This is a genomic window from Lentzea sp. NPDC037011 (genome assembly GCF_055607425.1).
In genome coordinates, this window is record NZ_JBVJRT010000019.1 from 20,113 (window position 1) to 37,132 (window position 17,020).

Consider the following 17,020-nt stretch of genomic DNA (forward strand, 5'->3'; position numbering starts at 1 on the left):
GGAACCGACGTATTTGGCTGCGTTGCAATGCTTCCAGCTGGCGGGAGCCCGCATCGCCCCTCGCTGCTCTACCTGGTCCCGACGTTCGCGAACCCGACCGGCCGCACGCTGTCCGCCGCTCGCCGCGCCGAGGTCGCCGAGATCGCCGCCGCGCACGACCTCTGGGTCGTCGAGGACGACCCGTACGGCGAGCTGCGGTACCGCGGCGACGCCGTCGCCTCGCTCGCATCCATCAGCGATCGAACGATCTACCTGGGCAGCTTATCGAAGATCGGCGCGCCCGGCATGCGGCTCGGCTGGCTGCGCGCTCCAGGCGACCTGCTGCGGACGCTGGTGGTCGTGAAGCAGGCAGCCGACCTGCACACGTCCACTGTGGACCAGGCTGCCGCGGCGATCTACCTGGCGCGCAACGACCTCGACGCGCACGTCAAGACGTTGTGCGCGGAGTACCGGCGGCGGCGCGACACGATGATCGACGCGTTGCCCGCGACCGTTCCGGACGGCACCACGTGGAGCGACCCGGACGGCGGCATGTTCGTGTGGCTGCGGCTGCCAGGCGAGGTCGACAGCGCGGTGCTGTTGATGGAGGCGCTGGAGCACGACGTGGCGTTCGTTCCGGGAGCGCCGTTCTTCGCGACGACACCGGACCACGCGACGTTCCGGATGTCCTTCACCACCAACACTCCCGAGGAGATCGCGGAGGGAATGTCACGGCTCGCCGGGGTGCTGCGGTGAGCCTGCTCGACGACGAGGCGCTGTGGCGCTCGTCGGTCGTGGCGAACTGCGCCATGAACCGCGAGCGCGGCCTCGCCGGGTACCGCCGCGAGCTCGGCCTGGACCTGCGGCTGCCGTCCGGCACGAGGTGGGTCGACCTCTGTTGCGGCTCGGGCAAAGCGCTTGCGGAGGCCGCACGCGCCGACGTGGCGATCACCGGCGTGGACCTGGTCGACCACCACGTGCCGGAACGCCCGGGGCTGCGGTTCGTGGTGGCGCCGGTCGACGAGTGGGAACCCGCGGCGGCCGTCGACCTCGTCACGTGCGTGCACGGGTTGCACTACGTGGGCGACAAGCTCGCCGTGCTGACCCGCGCCGTGTCGTGGCTGGCGCCCGGTGGCCGGTTCGTGGCGAACTTCGACGTCGCCAGCGTGCGTCGCGCCGACGGCAGCCCGTACGGCCGTGTGCTCACCAAGGCGTTGCGCGCGGCCGGATTCGGTTACGACACGCGGAAACGCCTGATCAGCTTCGCCGGTGAGGGGCGGCCGGCGTTGCCGTTCCGCTACCTGGGCGCGGACGACCGGGCCGGCCCGAACTACACGGGTCAGCCCGCCGTGCACTCCTGCTACGACCTGCTCAGCTGAACAGTTCGAGCGCGTCCTGGTGGTGCTCGCAGCGGCCACCGCCGGTCGCGATCGCGCAGGGCACGCCGCGCTTGGTGAGGGCGCCGCACTGCAACGCCGGGTCGTGGACGTGGCACAACCCGCTCGCCCCCGCGGTGATCGGGCACGGCGTGCCCTTCTTGGTGGGCGCGCCGCACGGGTTCTCGCTCGGCTTCTGCGGTTGCCGGGGTTTGGCCGCCTTCTTCGGCTTCGCCGCGGGCTGCGTGATCTCGCGGCCCGTCACCTCCTCGACGCCGCGCACGGCCAGGCGGTCGGCGCGCTCGTTCTCGGGGTGGCCGGCGTGGCCCTTGACCCAGTGCCACTCGACGTCGTGCTGGTTCGCCGCTGCTTCGAGGCGGCGCCACAGGTCGGAGTTCTTGACCGGCTCGCGGGACTTCGTGAGCCAGCCGTTCGCCTTCCAGCCGTGCACCCAGGACGTGATCCCGTTGCGCACGTAGGTGCTGTCCGTGTAGAGCCGCACAGTTGAGCGCCGGGTCAGGCCCTCCAACGCCATGATCGGGGCCATGAGCTCCATGCGGTTGTTCGTCGTCGGGCCGATGTCACCGCCGTAGATGTCCTTCTCGTGCGTGCCGTAGCGCAGCACCGCACCCCAGCCGCCCGGTCCCGGGTTGGGGCTGCACGCACCGTCGGTGTAGATCTCGACCTCCATGCCCGATGAGGCTACCGACGAGGTCTGACAGCGCTGCGGTGGTGGTTGGCGGCGGTGATCAGGTCGGCCTCGCGGCCGTGCCGGGCAACGGCCTGCAGACCCACCGGCAACCCCTCGCAGAACCCGGCCGGAATGCTCAGTGCCGGATGCCCGCTCAGGTTGAACGCCCAGGTCAAGCTGGTGTTCACGCGCTCACCCGGCCCGTCGTGGCCGTGCGGCGGACCGGGCGTGCACGGCGTGAGCAGCAGGTCCGTGTGCTCGAAGAACGCGTCCAGGGCGGGGTTCGCGCCACAGCGTCCGGCGAACCAGTCGGCGGCGGGGTCCGCCAGGACGAGGTCGGCCGAAGCAGGCCGCAGGGCGAGCGCGGCCGCGTGCGCCACCGCGATCTGCTCGGCGTCGACGGTGGCGAAGCCCAGGTCGGGGGACCAGGCCGCGGTCACCGAGGCGGAACCGGCGCAGCCGAGATAGAGCGCCAGGTCGTCGGGATGGCGGGCGAACACGCCGACGGCCGAGCGTTCGGAGGAGGTCGTCTTCAGTCCGAAGACGCCGCACCACGCGGCGGGGACGCGGATCGAGCCCGCGCCGTCCACGCCGGTGGCCAGCGGCACGACACCGGACGCCACGGCGACGGCGGAACCCGCCGAGGAACCGCCGGGAGTGCGGTCGGGGTGCCACGGGTTGCGGGTCACGCCGTGCGCGTTGCGGCCCCAGGTCTGCCACGGCGTGGTGCCGTCGGGAGTGGTGGTCAGCCCGATCGGGACGCAGCCCAGGGCCGTCAACCGTTCCCGGTGCGCGCGCCGCTCACCGCGTTTGACGGCGATCGGGACACCGGCGAGGGGCAGGGACGCGGAGCGCACGCGGCGGTCCACCTCGGCGGCGTGGTCCAGGCAGTCGAAGACCTCGGTGAACGCGCGGAGGTGCGGTTCCACGCGGGCGAGGCGGTCCAGTGCGGCGGCGACCTGGTCCACGGCGGTGGTGGCGCCGGTGTTCACGGCGCGGGCGATCTCGGTGGCGGTCAGTTCGGGCACCGCGCACATCATGGGGGAGGATCGTGCGGGTGAAGTGGACTCGTGCTGTGCACCACCTCGGAGAGCTCGCGGAGAAGTGCGCCGAGCTGCCGACCTCGTTCTTCCGGTTCCAGGTGGTCGAGCTGTGGGTCTTCGGCGACCTGCTGGACGTGCCGCGGGACGTGGACATGATCGACGTCGCGCTCGTGGTGGACCTGCCGGTCGACGAGGTGCCGTGGCGCAGCGAACCGGTCGGGGCGGAGCACTGGGCGAACTCGACGCGGCTGTCGCGCAACCCGTTCGCGGCGCACTGGCGGTCGGCGGGCGCGCCGGTGTGGAACCACCGGATCGAGCGACCCGCGCTGGTGTGGAGCGCGGCCGGCGGGATCGCCGAGGAGACGCTCGTCGCCGTGAGCGACGGCACGGGTGAGCTGGTGCGCCAGGCCGCGCCGTCACCCGACGAGCTGCGCAAGCGGGTCGAGGAGGAGCTGGAGGTCAGCCTCGCGGCGTTGCGGCGGGCCCAGCAGACCTACACCGACCACCGGTGGGCGCCGGGCAAGCTGACACCGCACGCGGACGCGTTGTGGCGGGTCAGCGGCGGGTACCTGGAGCTGCTCGACGTGGTCAACTGATCCGATTCCACCCCGGCGTCCTGCGTGCTGGGTTACGTTCCGCGCTGTGCAGAACACCCGTCGTGAGCTCGGCTGGCTCTGGGGGCCGGTCGCGCTGGCGCTCCTCGCCCTGTTCACCGTGAGCGACGCCGACCTCGTCTCCACCCGCGGCGAGACGTTCGAGCTGAGCAAGTACGCCGTCGCGACACTCGGGATGCCGCTCGTGGCGGCGGTCGCCGGGGTGTGGTTCTCGCGGCGGTGGCCGTGGCTGCTGGTGGCGGGCACCCTCGGCGTCCTCGTCGCGACGACCGAGTCGCACGTGCACCTCACGAGCTCCCGGCCGGGCATCGCGAGCATCGTCGGGTCGCTGGGGACCGCGGGGGCGGTGCTGGTCGTCCTCGGCGCGCTGTCGGCGGCACGGGACGCCGCGCTGGCGGCGCTGGTCGTCGCGGTGCAGCTGCTGGGAACGGTGTTCCTCGGGCTGTCGTGGCTGTCGAGCCCGCTGCGGCCGGCGGCCCTGGAGATCACGCTGGCCGGGCTCGCGGTGGCCGGAGCGGTGCTGGCGGTGTTCGCAGCACGAACGGGCAAGGTGCCGGTCGAGTCACTCGACCGGCGCACCAAGGTGGTGGGCACCTTCGCCGCGCTGCTGCCGGTGGTGGTGGCGGTGCTCGGCCACCTCGTCGGACAGCCCTCCGCACCGGTGGTGGCAGGGGTGCTCCTGCTGGCCGGTGCCACCGCGATCGCGATCGCGCTGGGACGGGGCGCGCTGCTCAGGATCGCGACGGCGGGGCTCGTGCTGTTCGCGGTCGCCGCGCCGATCACGCTCGCCATCTACATGTCCGCCGGCAGCGTGGCCAACTACGCGCCCGCCGCACTGGTCGGTGTCGGGGTCGGGTTGCTCGCGGCGCAGCTGCGACAGCCGACGGTGGTGGCGGCGCTGGCGTGCGCGGTGCTCGCCGTGCTCATGGTGACGGTGGTCGAGCTCACCGGCGAGTACGCCGACGTGACGCAGGGCGGGCTGGGGGCGCTGGTCATCGGGCTGGCCATGGCGGCGGTGACGTCGTCGGCGGCGACCGCCGCGCCTACGTTGCTGCACCTGCGGGTGTTGCCGGTCGCGTTCGGGCTGGTGCTGGTGGGGTTCGCCGACGGGTTGCGGCAGGTGGTGCAGCCGGTGCTCGACTACGGGCGGGTGTGGGGGCAGTTGCCGGAAGCCGAGTACTTGCCGGTGTGGGGCCTGTTGTTGAGCGTGGCTGCCGCTGCGTTGGTGGTCATCGCGGTGCTGGACCGACGGGCGAGGACCAGTGGCACAGCCACCAGCTAGCAGATTCGGCACCTGTTTGTTGAATCAGCTGGTTCGACGACCACCACTTAAGGCACGATGTGCCGATGAGTGCAAACAAGAACTCGAACAGCAGCAAACAGCGTGAGTCCAAGGACGCGTTGGTCCGTGTTGCTGCTGCTGGAATCGTCGGATGGATTCCGGGCATCGGATCTGCCCTGTCGCAGGCTGCCGTGGAGTCTGCTGAGGCCCTCCGGAGACGCCAGGCGATCAGACAGGAGAGACAAAGCGGGTTCGTTCTCGACATGGCCGGCAAGATCGGGAACCTGTCTTTGGAGCAGTTGGTCAATCGACTCACTGCGAGCCCCCTCAAAGAAACCCTTGCCGAGCAGCTCCTCGAAGCAGCCGGGCGGACTGCTTCGCAACGCAAGTTGATCGCTATCGGTCGACAACTGCATCGGCTCGGTGGTATTACAGAAAATGAAAAGCTCAACCGCGAGGTGATCGAAGGAGCGACTCTGGCCGCGCTGGAGGAGCCCCACGTCGCGGTGCTGGACGTCCTCTTCCACCCCGGTGACAGCGGAGGATCCGGCGGTGCAGGAGAAACCGCCGGTCTCACGTTCTCGGAGATAGCCTCCGAACGGACTGATGTCGAACGCGTGCTCCGTCCGGTGCTGTCCATGCTTCAACTCCACGGCCTGATCGCGGACACCTCCACAGGTGATGCCGACGGCGAGCAGAGGTGGATCCTGACCTCGTACGGCCGGTATTTCCTGAGACTGTTCGCATCAGCTGGTGAAGCTGCTGAACTGGACATGCACAGCACGGGAATCGACGGATGAGCTGCCACCCGTCACAAATCGTGGAGATCGTGCGGTGTGGAGAACAGTCTGTTCAAAGTCGACCGAGCGGCTGCCGAACCGTCCATGCTGAACCTGCAAGCAGTGTCGAGGCTCTGTTCGATTTCGTACGTACGGGGAGCCAGTAGACGCGACAGGTCGGAAAACCTCTCGCTGAAGAGCATGAGAGCGAACAGCCACTTCGGTGACGCTCCCAAAGCGCGGGTGGTCAGGTTTCGCGCGTGGTCTTCATCCAGCTCGCCCAACGTGCCGTCTGTCGCGGCACAGCAGAGCAGTGCCGCAGCTGCCCATTGGCGCAGATCTTGGCCTGAGACCTTGTCGTAGTCGTCACGGGCATCGTCCGAAGAGTTGATCGAAGGGGTGATGGAGAAAGCTCGCATCCACAGGCGAGCGGCCGGGTGGTTGGTCGCCATTCTGCATTCGGCTTCCTCAGGATCACGTCCCAGGGCCATCAAGGCCATGGAGACGAAACCGGCCGAGATCGACAGCTCGGATCGGTCGAGGGTGAACCTGCTGGAGATCAGCATGGATCGGCGCTCCTGCAGCAGGTCACAGAGTTCAAGCGCCTGATGGCCGTCCATCGCCATTTCAGAGCAAGTCACCCCGAACTCGGCGAGTTCGGCGGCTTCGACCCTGGTGAAAGCTCTGATGGGCACAGCGTCGAGGAGGTCTCCTGCCTGGGCCTCAGCGCCGATCAGGCGCAGAACGTTCAACAAGGACCCCATCTTCAGCAGTTCATCGATGCGGCCTTGCTCCACTCGCCGCTTGAGGAGGTCGAACCTGATCTGTTCCGTGATCTGGACCGCCACCTCGGGCGCGGTGGCGTGCACCCCGCGCAGGAGCTCTGTCAACGACCAGACACCACGAACGCCCTGGAGTTCGGTGGTCCAGCGTTGCGCCAGCCGGTTCACGGCACCGTCGGACAGTTCGATGTGGAGGCGTGCCGCGTCTCTCAGCAGCTTGCCCAGTTCCGCGGGCTCTGCCGTGTCGATCAACGTCAGGATGTCGTGCTCCCACCATTTTCCGTTGGCATAGCTGTTCGCGAGCTTGCGAGCGACATCAGGGCTTGTTTTGGACACGCTCCGCAACATCCGCAACGTTGTGATGCTTGAGCTGGCCTGTTTCATCAACGTTCGAAGCCTTGACGGCTCCGGGGTGCTGTTGTGCCATAGCGTCAGTTGTCCGGCAGATCGAGTCGATCTCTGCTGGTTGAGGAAGTCGATCACTCTCCTGGACTCCTCGGCGCTCATGTCGCCGAGGAGGTCGACACATTCGATGAAGTGGTGGATGTTCCCGATCTGTCCTAGTCTCACCTCCCACTTCCTGGTCCCGCCGGTGAGGTCCAGCAGTTCTTGGCCGGCGCTGGTGCGGCCGGCGTAGGAGAGCGTTTTGCTCACTGCGGTCAGCGCACGCATCGTGTCGAGAGAGCGTTGGATCGGCAGGCCGCGCAAGAACGATCTCGCGTTGAAATCCCGCTCGAAGGCTTGTGCGGCCTCAGGGCTCATGGCCAGCACCAGGCGGTGCAGAGCTTCGATGTGGGAGGGCATGCCCACGCGGAGCAGGATCTCCACCAGCTTCTCGGCAGAGGAGTCATCATCTCTCCGGTGCCCGGTTGCAGGGCGTTCTGTCAAGGCCTTGTGCAGTGGTTCGAGGAAGGCAGGGCCAAATGCGTCTTCGTGGGACAAGCGCAAAGCCAACCGTGCCGCGCCTTCCTGGATGCCGTTGGCGGCGCCGTCGAGCAGAATGCGCGAGCAGTTCGCCCGCAAGCGTTCCAATTCCTCGGCGGGCGTGTTGCAGTCTATTAGTCCTTGGAGGACGTGCCGGACCACCTCTGGTCGATCCTCATGGTTGAGAGCGGCTTCTACCCCGAGGATCAGTGAGTCGGACAATGCCCTGGAGAAGTATTCGATGTCGAGGTGGGCAGTCTGCTCGCTGAGGCGTATTTCCAGGGAATCGATCTTGGCGGTGAGCTGAAGTGCTTTTCCGACTTCACGCAAGTCGGCGTCGGTTGATATTCGCGATACCCATGCGGAGATGAAAGCTCGTCTGATCCTTCCGGACTGGTCGTACAGCAGGTGCCAAGCTTGGTGGGGAGCGTTCTCGTACAACAGCCGCAGAACTTCGGTGATGGTGTCGGCCGGGCTGCGGACGAGCATCTGGTGCAGCCGGTCGGTCAGGTCCAGTGATCCCAGAAGCGGTGCGAGCACCTTGCGGGTCGCGCGGCGCAGCACGAGAATTCCGGCGAGGAAGTCCTGTGCGTCGGCGGTGCGCAGGGCGGAGGCCAGAAGTTTGACCCACTCCTCCATGGCGGCGGCGTTGTCGGTCGGGTCTTCGCCAACGGCGATGCGCGCCCCCAGCCTGCTCAAGAAGAGGCCGCACTCGAGGTCGCCTGGCGATGCGTCCAGCAGGTCGGCGCAGCCCTTGGCGCCGCGGAGGTCGGAGATGAGAACGACGCTGTCGTCCACGTCGCGCAGTGCTCGGACGAGGCTGACCAGTGCTCGATAGTGATCGATCCGAGTCGGGTCTGACCACGAAAATGCCGCCTGCGCCGCGTTCAGGGCGGCGTCAGCCACCTGGGGGTCCGGTATCTTCCGGGCTGTCATGAGCAGCTCGACCGATTCCGGAGGAGAGAAGCGTTCAGCCAGTGCCTCCAGGTCCTCGGCAACGACTTTGACGACGTCGTTGAAGAGCGCCTGATCGTCGTCATGGCTGCGCATGAATTCCTCATCGCGCCTCATGACAGCCAGGCACTGCATCGCGACGTCGTGGTCGAGTGCCGCGAAGCCGCCCACTGACAGATCTCTGAACATCATTCGGAGCAGCGTGAGACGGGATGGGTGGTCGAGAAAAGGATAAAGGTCGTTCAGCACTCGGCTGCACGTTTCTGCCGTAGGCGCTGAGCTGATGCTGGCGATGATCTTCTTGCTGAACCTGTCGGTCAGTTTTCGCGGAGCGGAGTCTCCGATGAGGCGACTGGCGAGTACGATCCTGGAAGCCTCGGCCGGTTCGGAGACCGCGATCGGCTCCAGGTACTCGACGAGGTCGGAGAGAATCCGCCTCTTGAGATAAGGGTCGTTGACCTTGAACTGGGCGGCAGAACTGGACGAGTCTGCTTGGCTCAGCGTGTGGATGTACACCGCGCGAGCGATCGGAACGCTGGTGAGCCGCCATCCGTATGCGCGCCTAGCGGCTCCCAAGCTGACCAGAACTGTCGGGGGAACCGTTGCCACTGCCGCGTCGGACACGCCTGTCCGCAGCATCGAGAGCAGTGCGAGGTAGCGCAGTGCTTGAGTGTGCTCGGACGGTACTCGGGCACTGATCCAAGCGTGCTGAGGGGTGTCTTGGAGATTCGGCCCGGCAGTGCCAGGCGCGGCTGCTGCGTGGTCGAAGCCGATCACCTGACCGAGCGCGCTGAGGGCTTTGGCGCTCAGTGCCCGCCGGCCACTCGGTTTCAAGTTGGCTCCGGTTATGTTCCGCAGCTCCTTCCTGCTGGCGGCGGGGGAGTCCGCTGATCTGGCCATGACCGCCATCACCTCGCTGGCAGAACGAGTGAGCAGCCAGCGGTCAGTTCCCGCGAAGCTCACCAGCGGCTTGAGAAGAGGCGCAAATTCTTGCTCGCGATGCCGGCTCTGCTCGAAAAGTCTCCTTGTGAAGTTAATTCGATCTTTGGAGTTGGTGTTGATCGTGACCTGTCGAAGCCCGTCCGTTTGCCACTCTCCGCCGTGGTCGCCGTACAGGGCCAAGACCAGGATGCTGGTTCCTCGTGGAACATCCCTGTTGACGAGTTCATCGGCCAGATCGTTGAAGTTTTCGGTGGGCGCAACCTCATCCACTACGACCAAGGATCTTTCCGCATGGCTCGGAGGCGCGGCGATCTGCGCCAAGCGCACTGCTTCCAGCAGGTTTCCCGGGCGGAGCGAGGTGTGGGACAAAGGGCGCAGGAAGAGTGTTCGCCACTGGTTTCCGCTGCTGAGCTCCTCGGCAACGAGGGCAGCCGTGGTCGTTTTGCCGCTGCTTGCGCCTCCTCCGAGCAAGGCCGGCTGGTGCGGGTTGGTTGAGAAGTGGTTGACCAGGATCTCCTGTTGCCTGGTCACAACCTTCAGCCGTGTGCCCTCGGGAGTGCTGGCACACCTTTCGTTCTCCCCGCTCGTGCTGGTCAGCTCCCATTTTCTGCTGTGCAGGCCTGCCAATGCGACGGCACGTCTGACCTCCAGCCATTTTTGGCCGAGCTCGGCAAGTCTTGCTTGCAGGAGCTGAAAGCCGGCCTCGGTCTGGCCGTCTCGCAGCGAGCTGTCCGGGCTGAAGTCCTCCGGAAGTTGGAGCGCATGTTTTATGGCTGCGACGGCAAGCACCAGCCTGGCGTTTCCCGGGAGAACTGGAAGTCTCGATGTCTGGTGTGTGCCGGGATAAATTGTCACATGCGCGATTTTCGCGACTTGGAGATCCGAAAAGCCGATGTCGCGCAGCACCTTGATGGCGTCGTCGAGCCCGTTGGCGAATGAGTCCAGAACCGATTTCGGCAACCCGTTGGCAGCTACCGTGACGCGATGCTTCCACGTGTGTTCTACTGCTTGTTCGTCATCGGGCGCTCTCTGATCGCTGAACTCGCAGGCGAAGTCGAGACGGACTTGCCGGCCTGAGGGATCGTGCACTGCGGTGAACGAGCAGCGGTCCAGATCATCTGCGCTCTGAGCAGTAGATTTGGTGTCGTCGTGCGGTACCGATATCGACTGGAGCTTGTGGCGCAGACCGGATTCTTCCAGCTCATTGGCGAGCACCAGCCACAGTTGGTTGTCCACTTCCAGATCGGCCGCACCGTCGATCGATTTCCACAGAAGGCCGAGTCCGGCGTCCGGAGCGGATACCAGCCAATCCGGAGTGTAGTCATCGAAGTGTACTTGGGAGAGTTTTCTCAGTGCGCTGACCAGATCGTTGTGGATGATGTCCGCAGCAGTGCCCGATCTACCGGAATCGTGGATGCTGCTGAAGGCCCGGACGAGCTGATCCACCTGGAGCAGCAGTGGAGTCGAAAGGCTGGGTGGAGGTGTGTGTTCAGGGGCGCCGTTCATGTCCACTCCAGCAGTTGGTCGAGCTCATCGCTTCTCGTTGCGACCGCGGTACTGGTACATCGAGGTGAAGAGGTGAGCGTTACTCCAACTGCCTTCCGGTCAGGATGACTGCGGTGCAAATCGATGTCACCACGGCTGCGATTGTATGGCTTTCACTCCGCGAAGGACGGGCACTGCTCGCCGAGGGTCGAGTCGTCGCCGTGACCGGGGTAGACCCACGTCTCGTCGGGCAGTACCACGAACACGCGGTCCTCGACGTCGTTGATGAGCGAACGCACTAACGGTGAACAAGCCCTCCTGATGTAGCTCATGGTGCTACGCGGGGCTACACTCGCCTGGTGAAGGTCATCAGCCAACGGGAGTTTCGCAACCACTCCGCCGCTGTCATGGACGCGGTGGAGGCGGGCGAGACCTACCACGTGACGCGAAACGGCGTGGAGGTCGCCGAACTCCGTCCCCTGCCTCGTCGTCGCCGTCGCATGACGGCTGAGGAACTCGTCGAACGGCACAGGACCCTGCCTCAGGTCGATCACTCTCAGATGCGGCGGGAAGCTGACGAGTTCTTCGGTGACGAGGATCGTGTGGGCGACTCTGACCCGTGGGAGCGCAGTCGTGGCTGAACGTCCCGAGTCGGGGGTGCTCGACACGTGCGCCTACATCGATCTGGGCCTTCTGGATCCGGCTGGTCTGCCGCAGGTTCCCGAGCTCACCACTGTCACGATGGCCGAGTTGCACCAAGGCGTGGTGATGGCGAAGGACGCTGCGTCCAGAGCTGCGCGCACAGAGAAGCTGGGTGCGGCGATCGTCGACTTCGAGCCGCTGCCCTTCGATGGTCAGGCAGCTGCCAGGTACGGCACGTTGGTGGCGCTCACCATTGCGGCGAATCGAAACCCGAAGCCTCGGCGGATGGACTTGATGATCGCCGCCGTCGCGTCATCGCGCGGGCTGCCGCTGTACACCAGGAATCCCGAGGACTTCAGAGGTCTCGACGGCATGGTCACGATCATCGAGGTCTGATGGTGCCTGCCGGAGAACAGGCTCTCCGGCAGGCCGAAAGTCACCAGCCGCGGGCGCGCCACTCCGCGAGGGACGGGCGCTGCTCGCCGAGGGTCGAGTCGTCGCCGTGACCGGGGTAGAACCACGTCTCGTCGGGCAGCACCGCGAACACGCGGTCCTCGACGTCGTTGATGAGCGAGGCGAAGTTGTCGGGCGAGGTGGTCTTGCCCACACCCCCCGGGAAGAGTAAATCACACTAGCGGTGAACATCGGTAGCCTCTTCTCATGACCGAGGTCGTGGGGATCTACGCGCGCATCAGCGAAGACCCGCTGCAGATGGAGAAGGGGGTCACTCGCCAGATCGAGGACGGGCGAGCACTCGCGCAGGCCCGTGGATGGACTGTCCTCAACGAGTGGGTCGACAACGACCTGAGCGCGCTGCGTGGAGGCCCACGCCCGGCGTACCAGGCGCTCATGGAAGCGGCTTCGCGCGGTGAGATCACCCGAATCGTCGCCTACGGCATGGCAAGGCTGTGGCGCAATCGGAAGGAGCGCGTGGACGCGATCGAGCTGCTGGCGCGCGCTCGTGTGTCCATCTCGTTGGTGAAGGGCTCCGACATCGACCTCACGAGCGCAGCCGGCCGCATGGTCGCGGGCATCCTCGGTGAAGCCGACACGTTGGAGTCGGAGCTCAAAGGCGAACGCGTTGCCCGCGCTGCACTCCAACGTGCGGAAGAGGGGCGTGCTAACGGTGCCGTGGCGTACGGGTGGCGCCGGGTCTACGAGCAGGACAAGAACGGTCGCGTCTTGAGCTTCACGGATGAGGTAGACGAGGCAGAAGCGGCCATCGTGCGCGAGATCGTCGACCGCCTGCTCGCGCGCGAGTCCCTGAACGTGATCACCGCGGACTTGAACGCCCGCAAGGTCCCCACGCCGTACGGCGGCGACCGATCGTGGGGCACCAGCTCAGTCCGCAAGCTGGCTCTTCGGCTGTCCAACATCGCTCGCCGGAAGCGCGGAGGAGAAGACTTCGGCCCGGCGGCTTGGCCCCCGATCGTGGACCCGGACAAGCACGATCAGGTCGTTGCTCTCCTTACTGATCCCTCGCGGGTGCAGACACGTGGCGGTGCCCGACAGCACCTGCTGACGTTCGGGATTGGCTGCTGTGGCAAGTGCGGATCAGCTCTTCGCGTCTCCAACAGGTGGCTGAACCAGCGACGCAAAGAGCTGGGCAAGACACCGCTCTACGTCTGTGACTCGCCGTCCTCATGCGTCGGGCGACGCCAGGAGTGGGTGGATGACTTGGTGGAGCGCGTGGTCGTGCGACGGCTCCAGGAACCTGATGCCCGCGACCTGCTGACTCGGGACGATGTCGCCGCGCAAGCCGCGCGAGAGCACGCTGCTGGCATCCGCGCCCGGCTCCAGGCCGCAGCCGACGACTACGCGGATGACCTGCTTGATCGCGAGCAGTTCCACAGAATCAACGCGAAGCTCCGGCCAGCTCTGGAGGAGGCTGATCGAGAAGCCATGCGTCTGGTTGTCGGTGTTCCCAGCGACATGGTCACCGAGATGGTTGGGCCTCAAGCGCAGGAGCGATGGAAGCAACTGACCGTGCTTCAGCGCCGGGCACTCCTCACGGCGATGGGTGTCACGGTCACGATCATGCCGTCCCGAGGCGGCCCAGGCTTCAAGCCCGAGTCGGTCAAGATCCAGTTCGAACGGGACGACGATCAAGCCACGCCCGAAGAGATTCGCAATCTGCCCACGGATTTCTTGGAAGCTCGTTCCTAAGCTGTCTACTGTGGTCACATGAGTACTCGGGGGAGCTCAGAGGCGCGGCGGGACGCAGTGGTGCGTCAGGTAACCGCGCCCGCCGCTCGCGCCGAGTGCTACTCCGCTCGTGAGATCCATCGACTAGTGCACCTCGTTCGCGAGCTGCGTAAGACCCTCCCACCTGAAGAGATGCAGGGCATCGAGACGGCGTTGCCGCGCGGTCTGCTCGGTGGCTTCGAGGCTTTCGCCGACCGAATCGACGCGGCGAACACGAGGGTTGCCGCGAGTCATCCGAAGCGACTCAGGTTGCTCGCGAAGGTGATGGATCTTCCGTTCACGGTCCACCAAGAGCTGATGATCCTCAGCGAACACGACCCGTTCAAGCGGTCCGTCAGCCGCGACTTCGGCCGTGCGTTTGGCCTGGGCGTGAAGCCTGCGGATCGACCAACGATCGCGCTTGAGGTCGACGCGGCAATGCGACTCATCCGGCTCTTGGTGTTGCTGTGCAGGGCTGCCGAACAGAAGTTTCCTGTGTCGGTCCTGCTGTGGCTGCTTGACCTCCTCGCCGGTGAGTTCGTCGCGCCGCCGGCCACCGAGCCGTTGCAGAACGCGCCACCCGCGCGTCAAGCGCGTCCACCAGGTCGACTTGTCGTCACCGGTCCGCGCGTTGCCCGTGCTCCAGGACGCCGCGTCCCTCGCAGCTCGTTGCAGCGAGGGCCGGGATGGGCTGTGCGCGTTCGGGGGAACGCTGTAGCCGCATAGCGCGTCGCTGGCCTTCCTGTTCCGGAAGGGCCACACCTTGGCAGACAACAAGACTCCACCCGCTTACCTACCTGTGTCGGAGGCGGCCGCACATCTGTCCGTCTCCGAGGTCACGATCCGCCGGGCGATCAGGGCCGGCAAGCTCCCGCACATCCGTCTTGGACGGCTCGTGCGAGTCGCCGTCGACGACCTCGACGCGTTTGCGGCGGCTCATCGGGTAGCGGGGGTGACCCGTGACCCGCAGTAGAAGGACACGCGGAAAACCTGCTCGTCACATCGACGACTACGTCGAGGAGATCGTGCGTAGCGCGCCGCCGTTCAGCGCGCGGCAACGGCTGAGGATTGCCGCGATCTTGTCGACCGGCGACGCCTCAAGTCCGCGTGACGGATGCCGTTGATCGGCTTGATTTTCGGGGTGCCGGTGCGCGTTGTGACACCGGCACCCCGCCGCTCCCAGCAGGAGTGGCGACAGGAGCAAGGTAGACAAAAAGCAGCCTTTGGCCTTGCTGGCCGGCGGCCGCCAAGCTTGGCTCATCCGGGGGGATGGCATGGCGCGTAACGGAAGTACTGGGGGATACCGACCGCACGCTATGCAGAGGCGTGACATCGCGAAGACAGCACGCTTCAACGAGCCCGAGATGAGTGCAGTCGTTTCGGCCGCAGCGCGAGCACAGCTCCGAGTCGGCGCGTGGATCGCAAAGGCAGCCGTTGAAGCGGCACTCGCTGATAACAACCCGCGGCGAGTAGCCGCGAAGGAGATCGGGCAGCAGCTGATGCAGGTGCAGACGGAGCTTCAGCAGCTGCGTCGCGCGAGCGTCCTGCACGGCAACAACCTGAACCAGTTGGCGGCTGTGGCGAACACGACCGGCGAGGTCGGCCTCGCTTCGTCTCGCGTCATCGCGAACATCGATCGAATCGTGGCTCAACTGGATGAGCGCCTGTCCGCAGTCGATGCACTCCTGGCACGCATCGTCGACCGCTTCGAGTCGACGTGATCGGAAAGGTGACGCGCGGCTGGAACGTCTACGGCCTCATCCGCTACTTGATGGGACCAGGAAGCACCGAGCAGTCAGCACACACGGATCAGCACGTCTTCGCGACATGGGACGGTCGTCTCGAGGTGCACCAGCCCGAGCAACTCGGAACCGACCGGTTCGACGTCGGTGCCTTGGTCGCAGCTCTTCGGGCACCTGCGGCGCTGGCCGGGGTGCCCAAGCGCCGTCCGCGTGAGGATGACTGGTCAGGCACTGTGAGCCGGGTCCCGAAAGGCCCCGTGTGGCAGTGCTCGTTGCGCAACCATCCTGACGACCCGCTGCTGACGGACGAGCAGTGGGCAGACGTGGTGGCGGACGTACTGCACCGCACTGGGATCGCCGAGCGCGATGATCCTGGCGGTTGCCGATGGGTCGCGATTCGTCACGCGCCTGACCACGTGCACATCGCCGCAGTGCTGGTTCGACAAGACACCGGCGAGCTCGTGCACCCGCACCGCAACTACGACTTCCGGCGTGTGAAGGAGGCGTGCAACGCGGCCGAGGAGCGGTATGGCCTCACAAGCACCGGCGCCGCGGATCGGACGGCGACACCTCGTCCAACTCGCGCTGAGAACGAGAAGGCGTCCAGGCTCCACGCCGCCAGCCAGAGACGCACGGACGTCGCGATTCGCATCAAGCTGCGTCGTCAGGTTTCCATCGCCGCTGCTGCCGCGCGGAACTGGGACGAGTTCGTGGAGTACCTGGCGTTGGCGAATGCGACGGTACGCGTCCGTCAAGGTCACCACGGCCGGATCCTCGGCTACTCGGTCACGGACGCCTCCGACCCGGCGTGCCGCGCAGCGTCGGGTGATCCGCTGTACTTCGCCGGAGGCAAGCTCGGTCCGGATCTCAGCTACTCGAAGCTCATGAGCCGGTGGAAATCGGTGGAGACGACCGTGCCTGCCTCGGTGCAGGGGATCGTCGATGAGGTTCTTCTGCCTGCACGTGAGCGGATGCGGCACCGCGGACCATTGAACAAGACCGAGTTCGGACAGGAGGCTATGCAGGGCATCGCTCATGCGACAGGCGACATGCTGTTGGCTCTCGTCGTTGTCGCGGATGCGGATCGAGTGGCACTGCTGGTCGACGCATGGGAGACATACGCGCGTGCCGGCCGTGTACCCGAACAGGTCTTGCCCCGTCGATGGGCAAAGGTGTCGCGTGATCTGCGCACAGCCGCTAACCAATTGATCAGAGCGGGCGTGCGTAATCCAGCACGTCAACGGGTCGCACCTGACCAGTTGATCGCGCTCGTGATGGCTGTGTCAGCGCTAGTCGCCGAGATCGCAGCATGGCATGAAGCGCACCAGCGCCACGTCGCGGCTCGGCATGCGAGGGCCACCCGCGGCGTGCTGGATCAGATGCTGGCGGGGAACACGTATCGCATGGGAACGCCAGCCCGCACGCCGCCGACAGTTACACCATTAAAACCGCGACGTGAGCTTACCAAAAGACCGTCGATAGGAGCGATCTCGAGGCATCGAACTTTCCCGAAGAGCGGTCGCGCGCACTGACGAGGTTCAGGCCAAGCGTGTCGTTCCCCAAGCGGGAAGTTGAGACATTCGTCCGCTCGTAGGCCGTAT

General features: G+C 65.9%; 14 protein-coding genes and 3 pseudogenes. 11 read left to right on the forward strand and 6 right to left on the reverse strand.

Annotation, left to right across the window (positions count from 1 at the left end; genetic code table 11):
- Window positions 1-27: 27 nt before the first annotated feature.
- Window positions 28-735, forward strand: a complete 708-nt coding sequence (locus ACZ7CH_RS37730) for an aminotransferase-like domain-containing protein (RefSeq protein ID WP_470376125.1) — start codon at window positions 28-30, stop codon at window positions 733-735.
- A complete protein-coding gene (locus ACZ7CH_RS37735) occupies window positions 732-1,358 on the forward strand; it encodes a class I SAM-dependent methyltransferase (protein WP_360397789.1) in 627 nt (208 codons plus the stop codon). Before ACZ7CH_RS37730 ends, ACZ7CH_RS37735 begins: the two co-directional genes overlap by 4 nt.
- A 250-nt stretch (window positions 1,359-1,608) precedes the next feature.
- Here ACZ7CH_RS37735 and rnhA read toward each other — a convergent pair.
- Window positions 1,609-2,046 (reverse strand): annotated as a pseudogene (gene rnhA / locus ACZ7CH_RS37740) (ribonuclease HI); the annotation flags it as partial.
- A gap of 11 nt (window positions 2,047-2,057) precedes the next feature.
- Entirely contained in the window at window positions 2,058-3,074 is a 1,017-nt protein-coding gene (locus ACZ7CH_RS37745; protein ID WP_470372461.1) for an amidase, read from the reverse strand.
- A 29-nt stretch (window positions 3,075-3,103) separates the two neighbouring features.
- On the opposite strand from ACZ7CH_RS37745, the gene ACZ7CH_RS37750 reads away from it, so the two are divergent.
- The 3 genes from ACZ7CH_RS37750 (at window position 3,104) to ACZ7CH_RS37760 (ending at window position 5,785) form a co-directional block, all read left to right on the forward strand.
- Complete coding sequence (locus tag ACZ7CH_RS37750; protein ID WP_458430863.1) at window positions 3,104-3,685, forward strand: DUF7711 family protein; 582 nt, start codon at window positions 3,104-3,106, stop codon at window positions 3,683-3,685.
- 46 nt (window positions 3,686-3,731) lie between these two features.
- Window positions 3,732-4,985 (forward strand): hypothetical protein, encoded by a 1,254-nt coding sequence (locus tag ACZ7CH_RS37755; protein WP_470376126.1) that lies wholly within the window; start codon window positions 3,732-3,734, stop codon window positions 4,983-4,985.
- Window positions 4,986-5,050: 65 nt separating this feature from the next.
- Window positions 5,051-5,785 (forward strand): hypothetical protein, encoded by a 735-nt coding sequence (locus ACZ7CH_RS37760; RefSeq protein WP_470376127.1) that lies wholly within the window; start codon window positions 5,051-5,053, stop codon window positions 5,783-5,785.
- Between the two features lie 11 nt (window positions 5,786-5,796).
- Here the strand turns inward: ACZ7CH_RS37760 and ACZ7CH_RS37765 are convergent, their stop codons facing one another.
- Window positions 5,797-10,812: a hypothetical protein gene (locus ACZ7CH_RS37765; RefSeq protein WP_470376128.1), complete on the reverse strand. Its 5,016-nt coding sequence runs from the start codon at window positions 10,810-10,812 to the stop codon at window positions 5,797-5,799.
- Between the two features lie 212 nt (window positions 10,813-11,024).
- Window positions 11,025-11,144, reverse strand: a pseudogene (locus ACZ7CH_RS37770) (MBL fold metallo-hydrolase); the annotation flags it as partial.
- A 66-nt stretch (window positions 11,145-11,210) separates the two neighbouring features.
- Between ACZ7CH_RS37770 and ACZ7CH_RS37775 the strand changes: the two are divergent.
- Entirely contained in the window at window positions 11,211-11,492 is a 282-nt protein-coding gene (locus ACZ7CH_RS37775) for a type II toxin-antitoxin system Phd/YefM family antitoxin (protein ID WP_470376129.1), read from the forward strand.
- The gene (locus ACZ7CH_RS37780; RefSeq protein WP_470376130.1) at window positions 11,485-11,889 is read left to right on the forward strand and encodes a type II toxin-antitoxin system VapC family toxin; all 405 of its coding nucleotides are present in this window, start codon (window positions 11,485-11,487) and stop codon (window positions 11,887-11,889) included. The genes ACZ7CH_RS37775 and ACZ7CH_RS37780 overlap by 8 nt, the downstream gene beginning before the upstream one ends.
- Window positions 11,890-11,929: 40 nt before the next feature.
- On the opposite strand, the pseudogene ACZ7CH_RS37785 reads toward ACZ7CH_RS37780, so the two are convergent.
- A pseudogene (locus ACZ7CH_RS37785) lies at window positions 11,930-12,121 on the reverse strand (MBL fold metallo-hydrolase); the annotation flags it as partial.
- A 32-nt stretch (window positions 12,122-12,153) separates the two neighbouring features.
- Between ACZ7CH_RS37785 and ACZ7CH_RS37790 the strand changes: the two are divergent.
- Window positions 12,154-13,659, forward strand: coding sequence for a recombinase family protein (locus ACZ7CH_RS37790; protein WP_470376131.1), 1,506 nt, complete (start codon window positions 12,154-12,156; stop codon window positions 13,657-13,659).
- 123 nt (window positions 13,660-13,782) lie between these two features.
- Here ACZ7CH_RS37790 and ACZ7CH_RS37795 read toward each other — a convergent pair whose 3' ends face one another.
- Window positions 13,783-14,451 (reverse strand): hypothetical protein, encoded by a 669-nt coding sequence (locus tag ACZ7CH_RS37795; RefSeq protein ID WP_470376132.1) that lies wholly within the window; start codon window positions 14,449-14,451, stop codon window positions 13,783-13,785.
- A gap of 25 nt (window positions 14,452-14,476) precedes the next feature.
- Between ACZ7CH_RS37795 and ACZ7CH_RS37800 the strand changes: the two genes are divergently transcribed.
- The 3 genes from ACZ7CH_RS37800 (at window position 14,477) to ACZ7CH_RS37810 (ending at window position 16,951) form a co-directional block, all read left to right on the forward strand.
- Entirely contained in the window at window positions 14,477-14,650 is a 174-nt protein-coding gene (locus tag ACZ7CH_RS37800) for a helix-turn-helix domain-containing protein (protein ID WP_470376133.1), read from the forward strand.
- Between the two features lie 391 nt (window positions 14,651-15,041).
- Window positions 15,042-15,398 carry a plasmid mobilization relaxosome protein MobC gene (gene mobC, locus ACZ7CH_RS37805; protein ID WP_439660600.1) on the forward strand — a complete coding sequence of 119 codons (357 nt, stop codon included), beginning with the start codon at window positions 15,042-15,044 and terminating at the stop codon, window positions 15,396-15,398.
- The gene (locus ACZ7CH_RS37810) at window positions 15,395-16,951 is read left to right on the forward strand and encodes a relaxase/mobilization nuclease domain-containing protein (protein ID WP_470376134.1); all 1,557 of its coding nucleotides are present in this window, start codon (window positions 15,395-15,397) and stop codon (window positions 16,949-16,951) included. The genes mobC and ACZ7CH_RS37810 overlap by 4 nt, the downstream gene beginning before the upstream one ends.
- Window positions 16,952-17,020 lie beyond the last annotated feature (69 nt).

Excerpts from the sequence above, each read along its gene's own strand:
- ACZ7CH_RS37730 (WP_470376125.1), top strand. The coding sequence starts at position 28 with ATGCTTCCAGCTGGCGGGAGCCCGCATCGCCCCTCGCTGCTCTACCTG.
- ACZ7CH_RS37760 (WP_470376127.1), top strand. The coding sequence starts at position 5,051 with ATGAGTGCAAACAAGAACTCGAACAGCAGCAAACAGCGTGAGTCCAAG.
- ACZ7CH_RS37790 (WP_470376131.1), top strand. The coding sequence starts at position 12,154 with ATGACCGAGGTCGTGGGGATCTACGCGCGCATCAGCGAAGACCCGCTG.
- mobC (WP_439660600.1), top strand. The coding sequence starts at position 15,042 with ATGAGTGCAGTCGTTTCGGCCGCAGCGCGAGCACAGCTCCGAGTCGGC.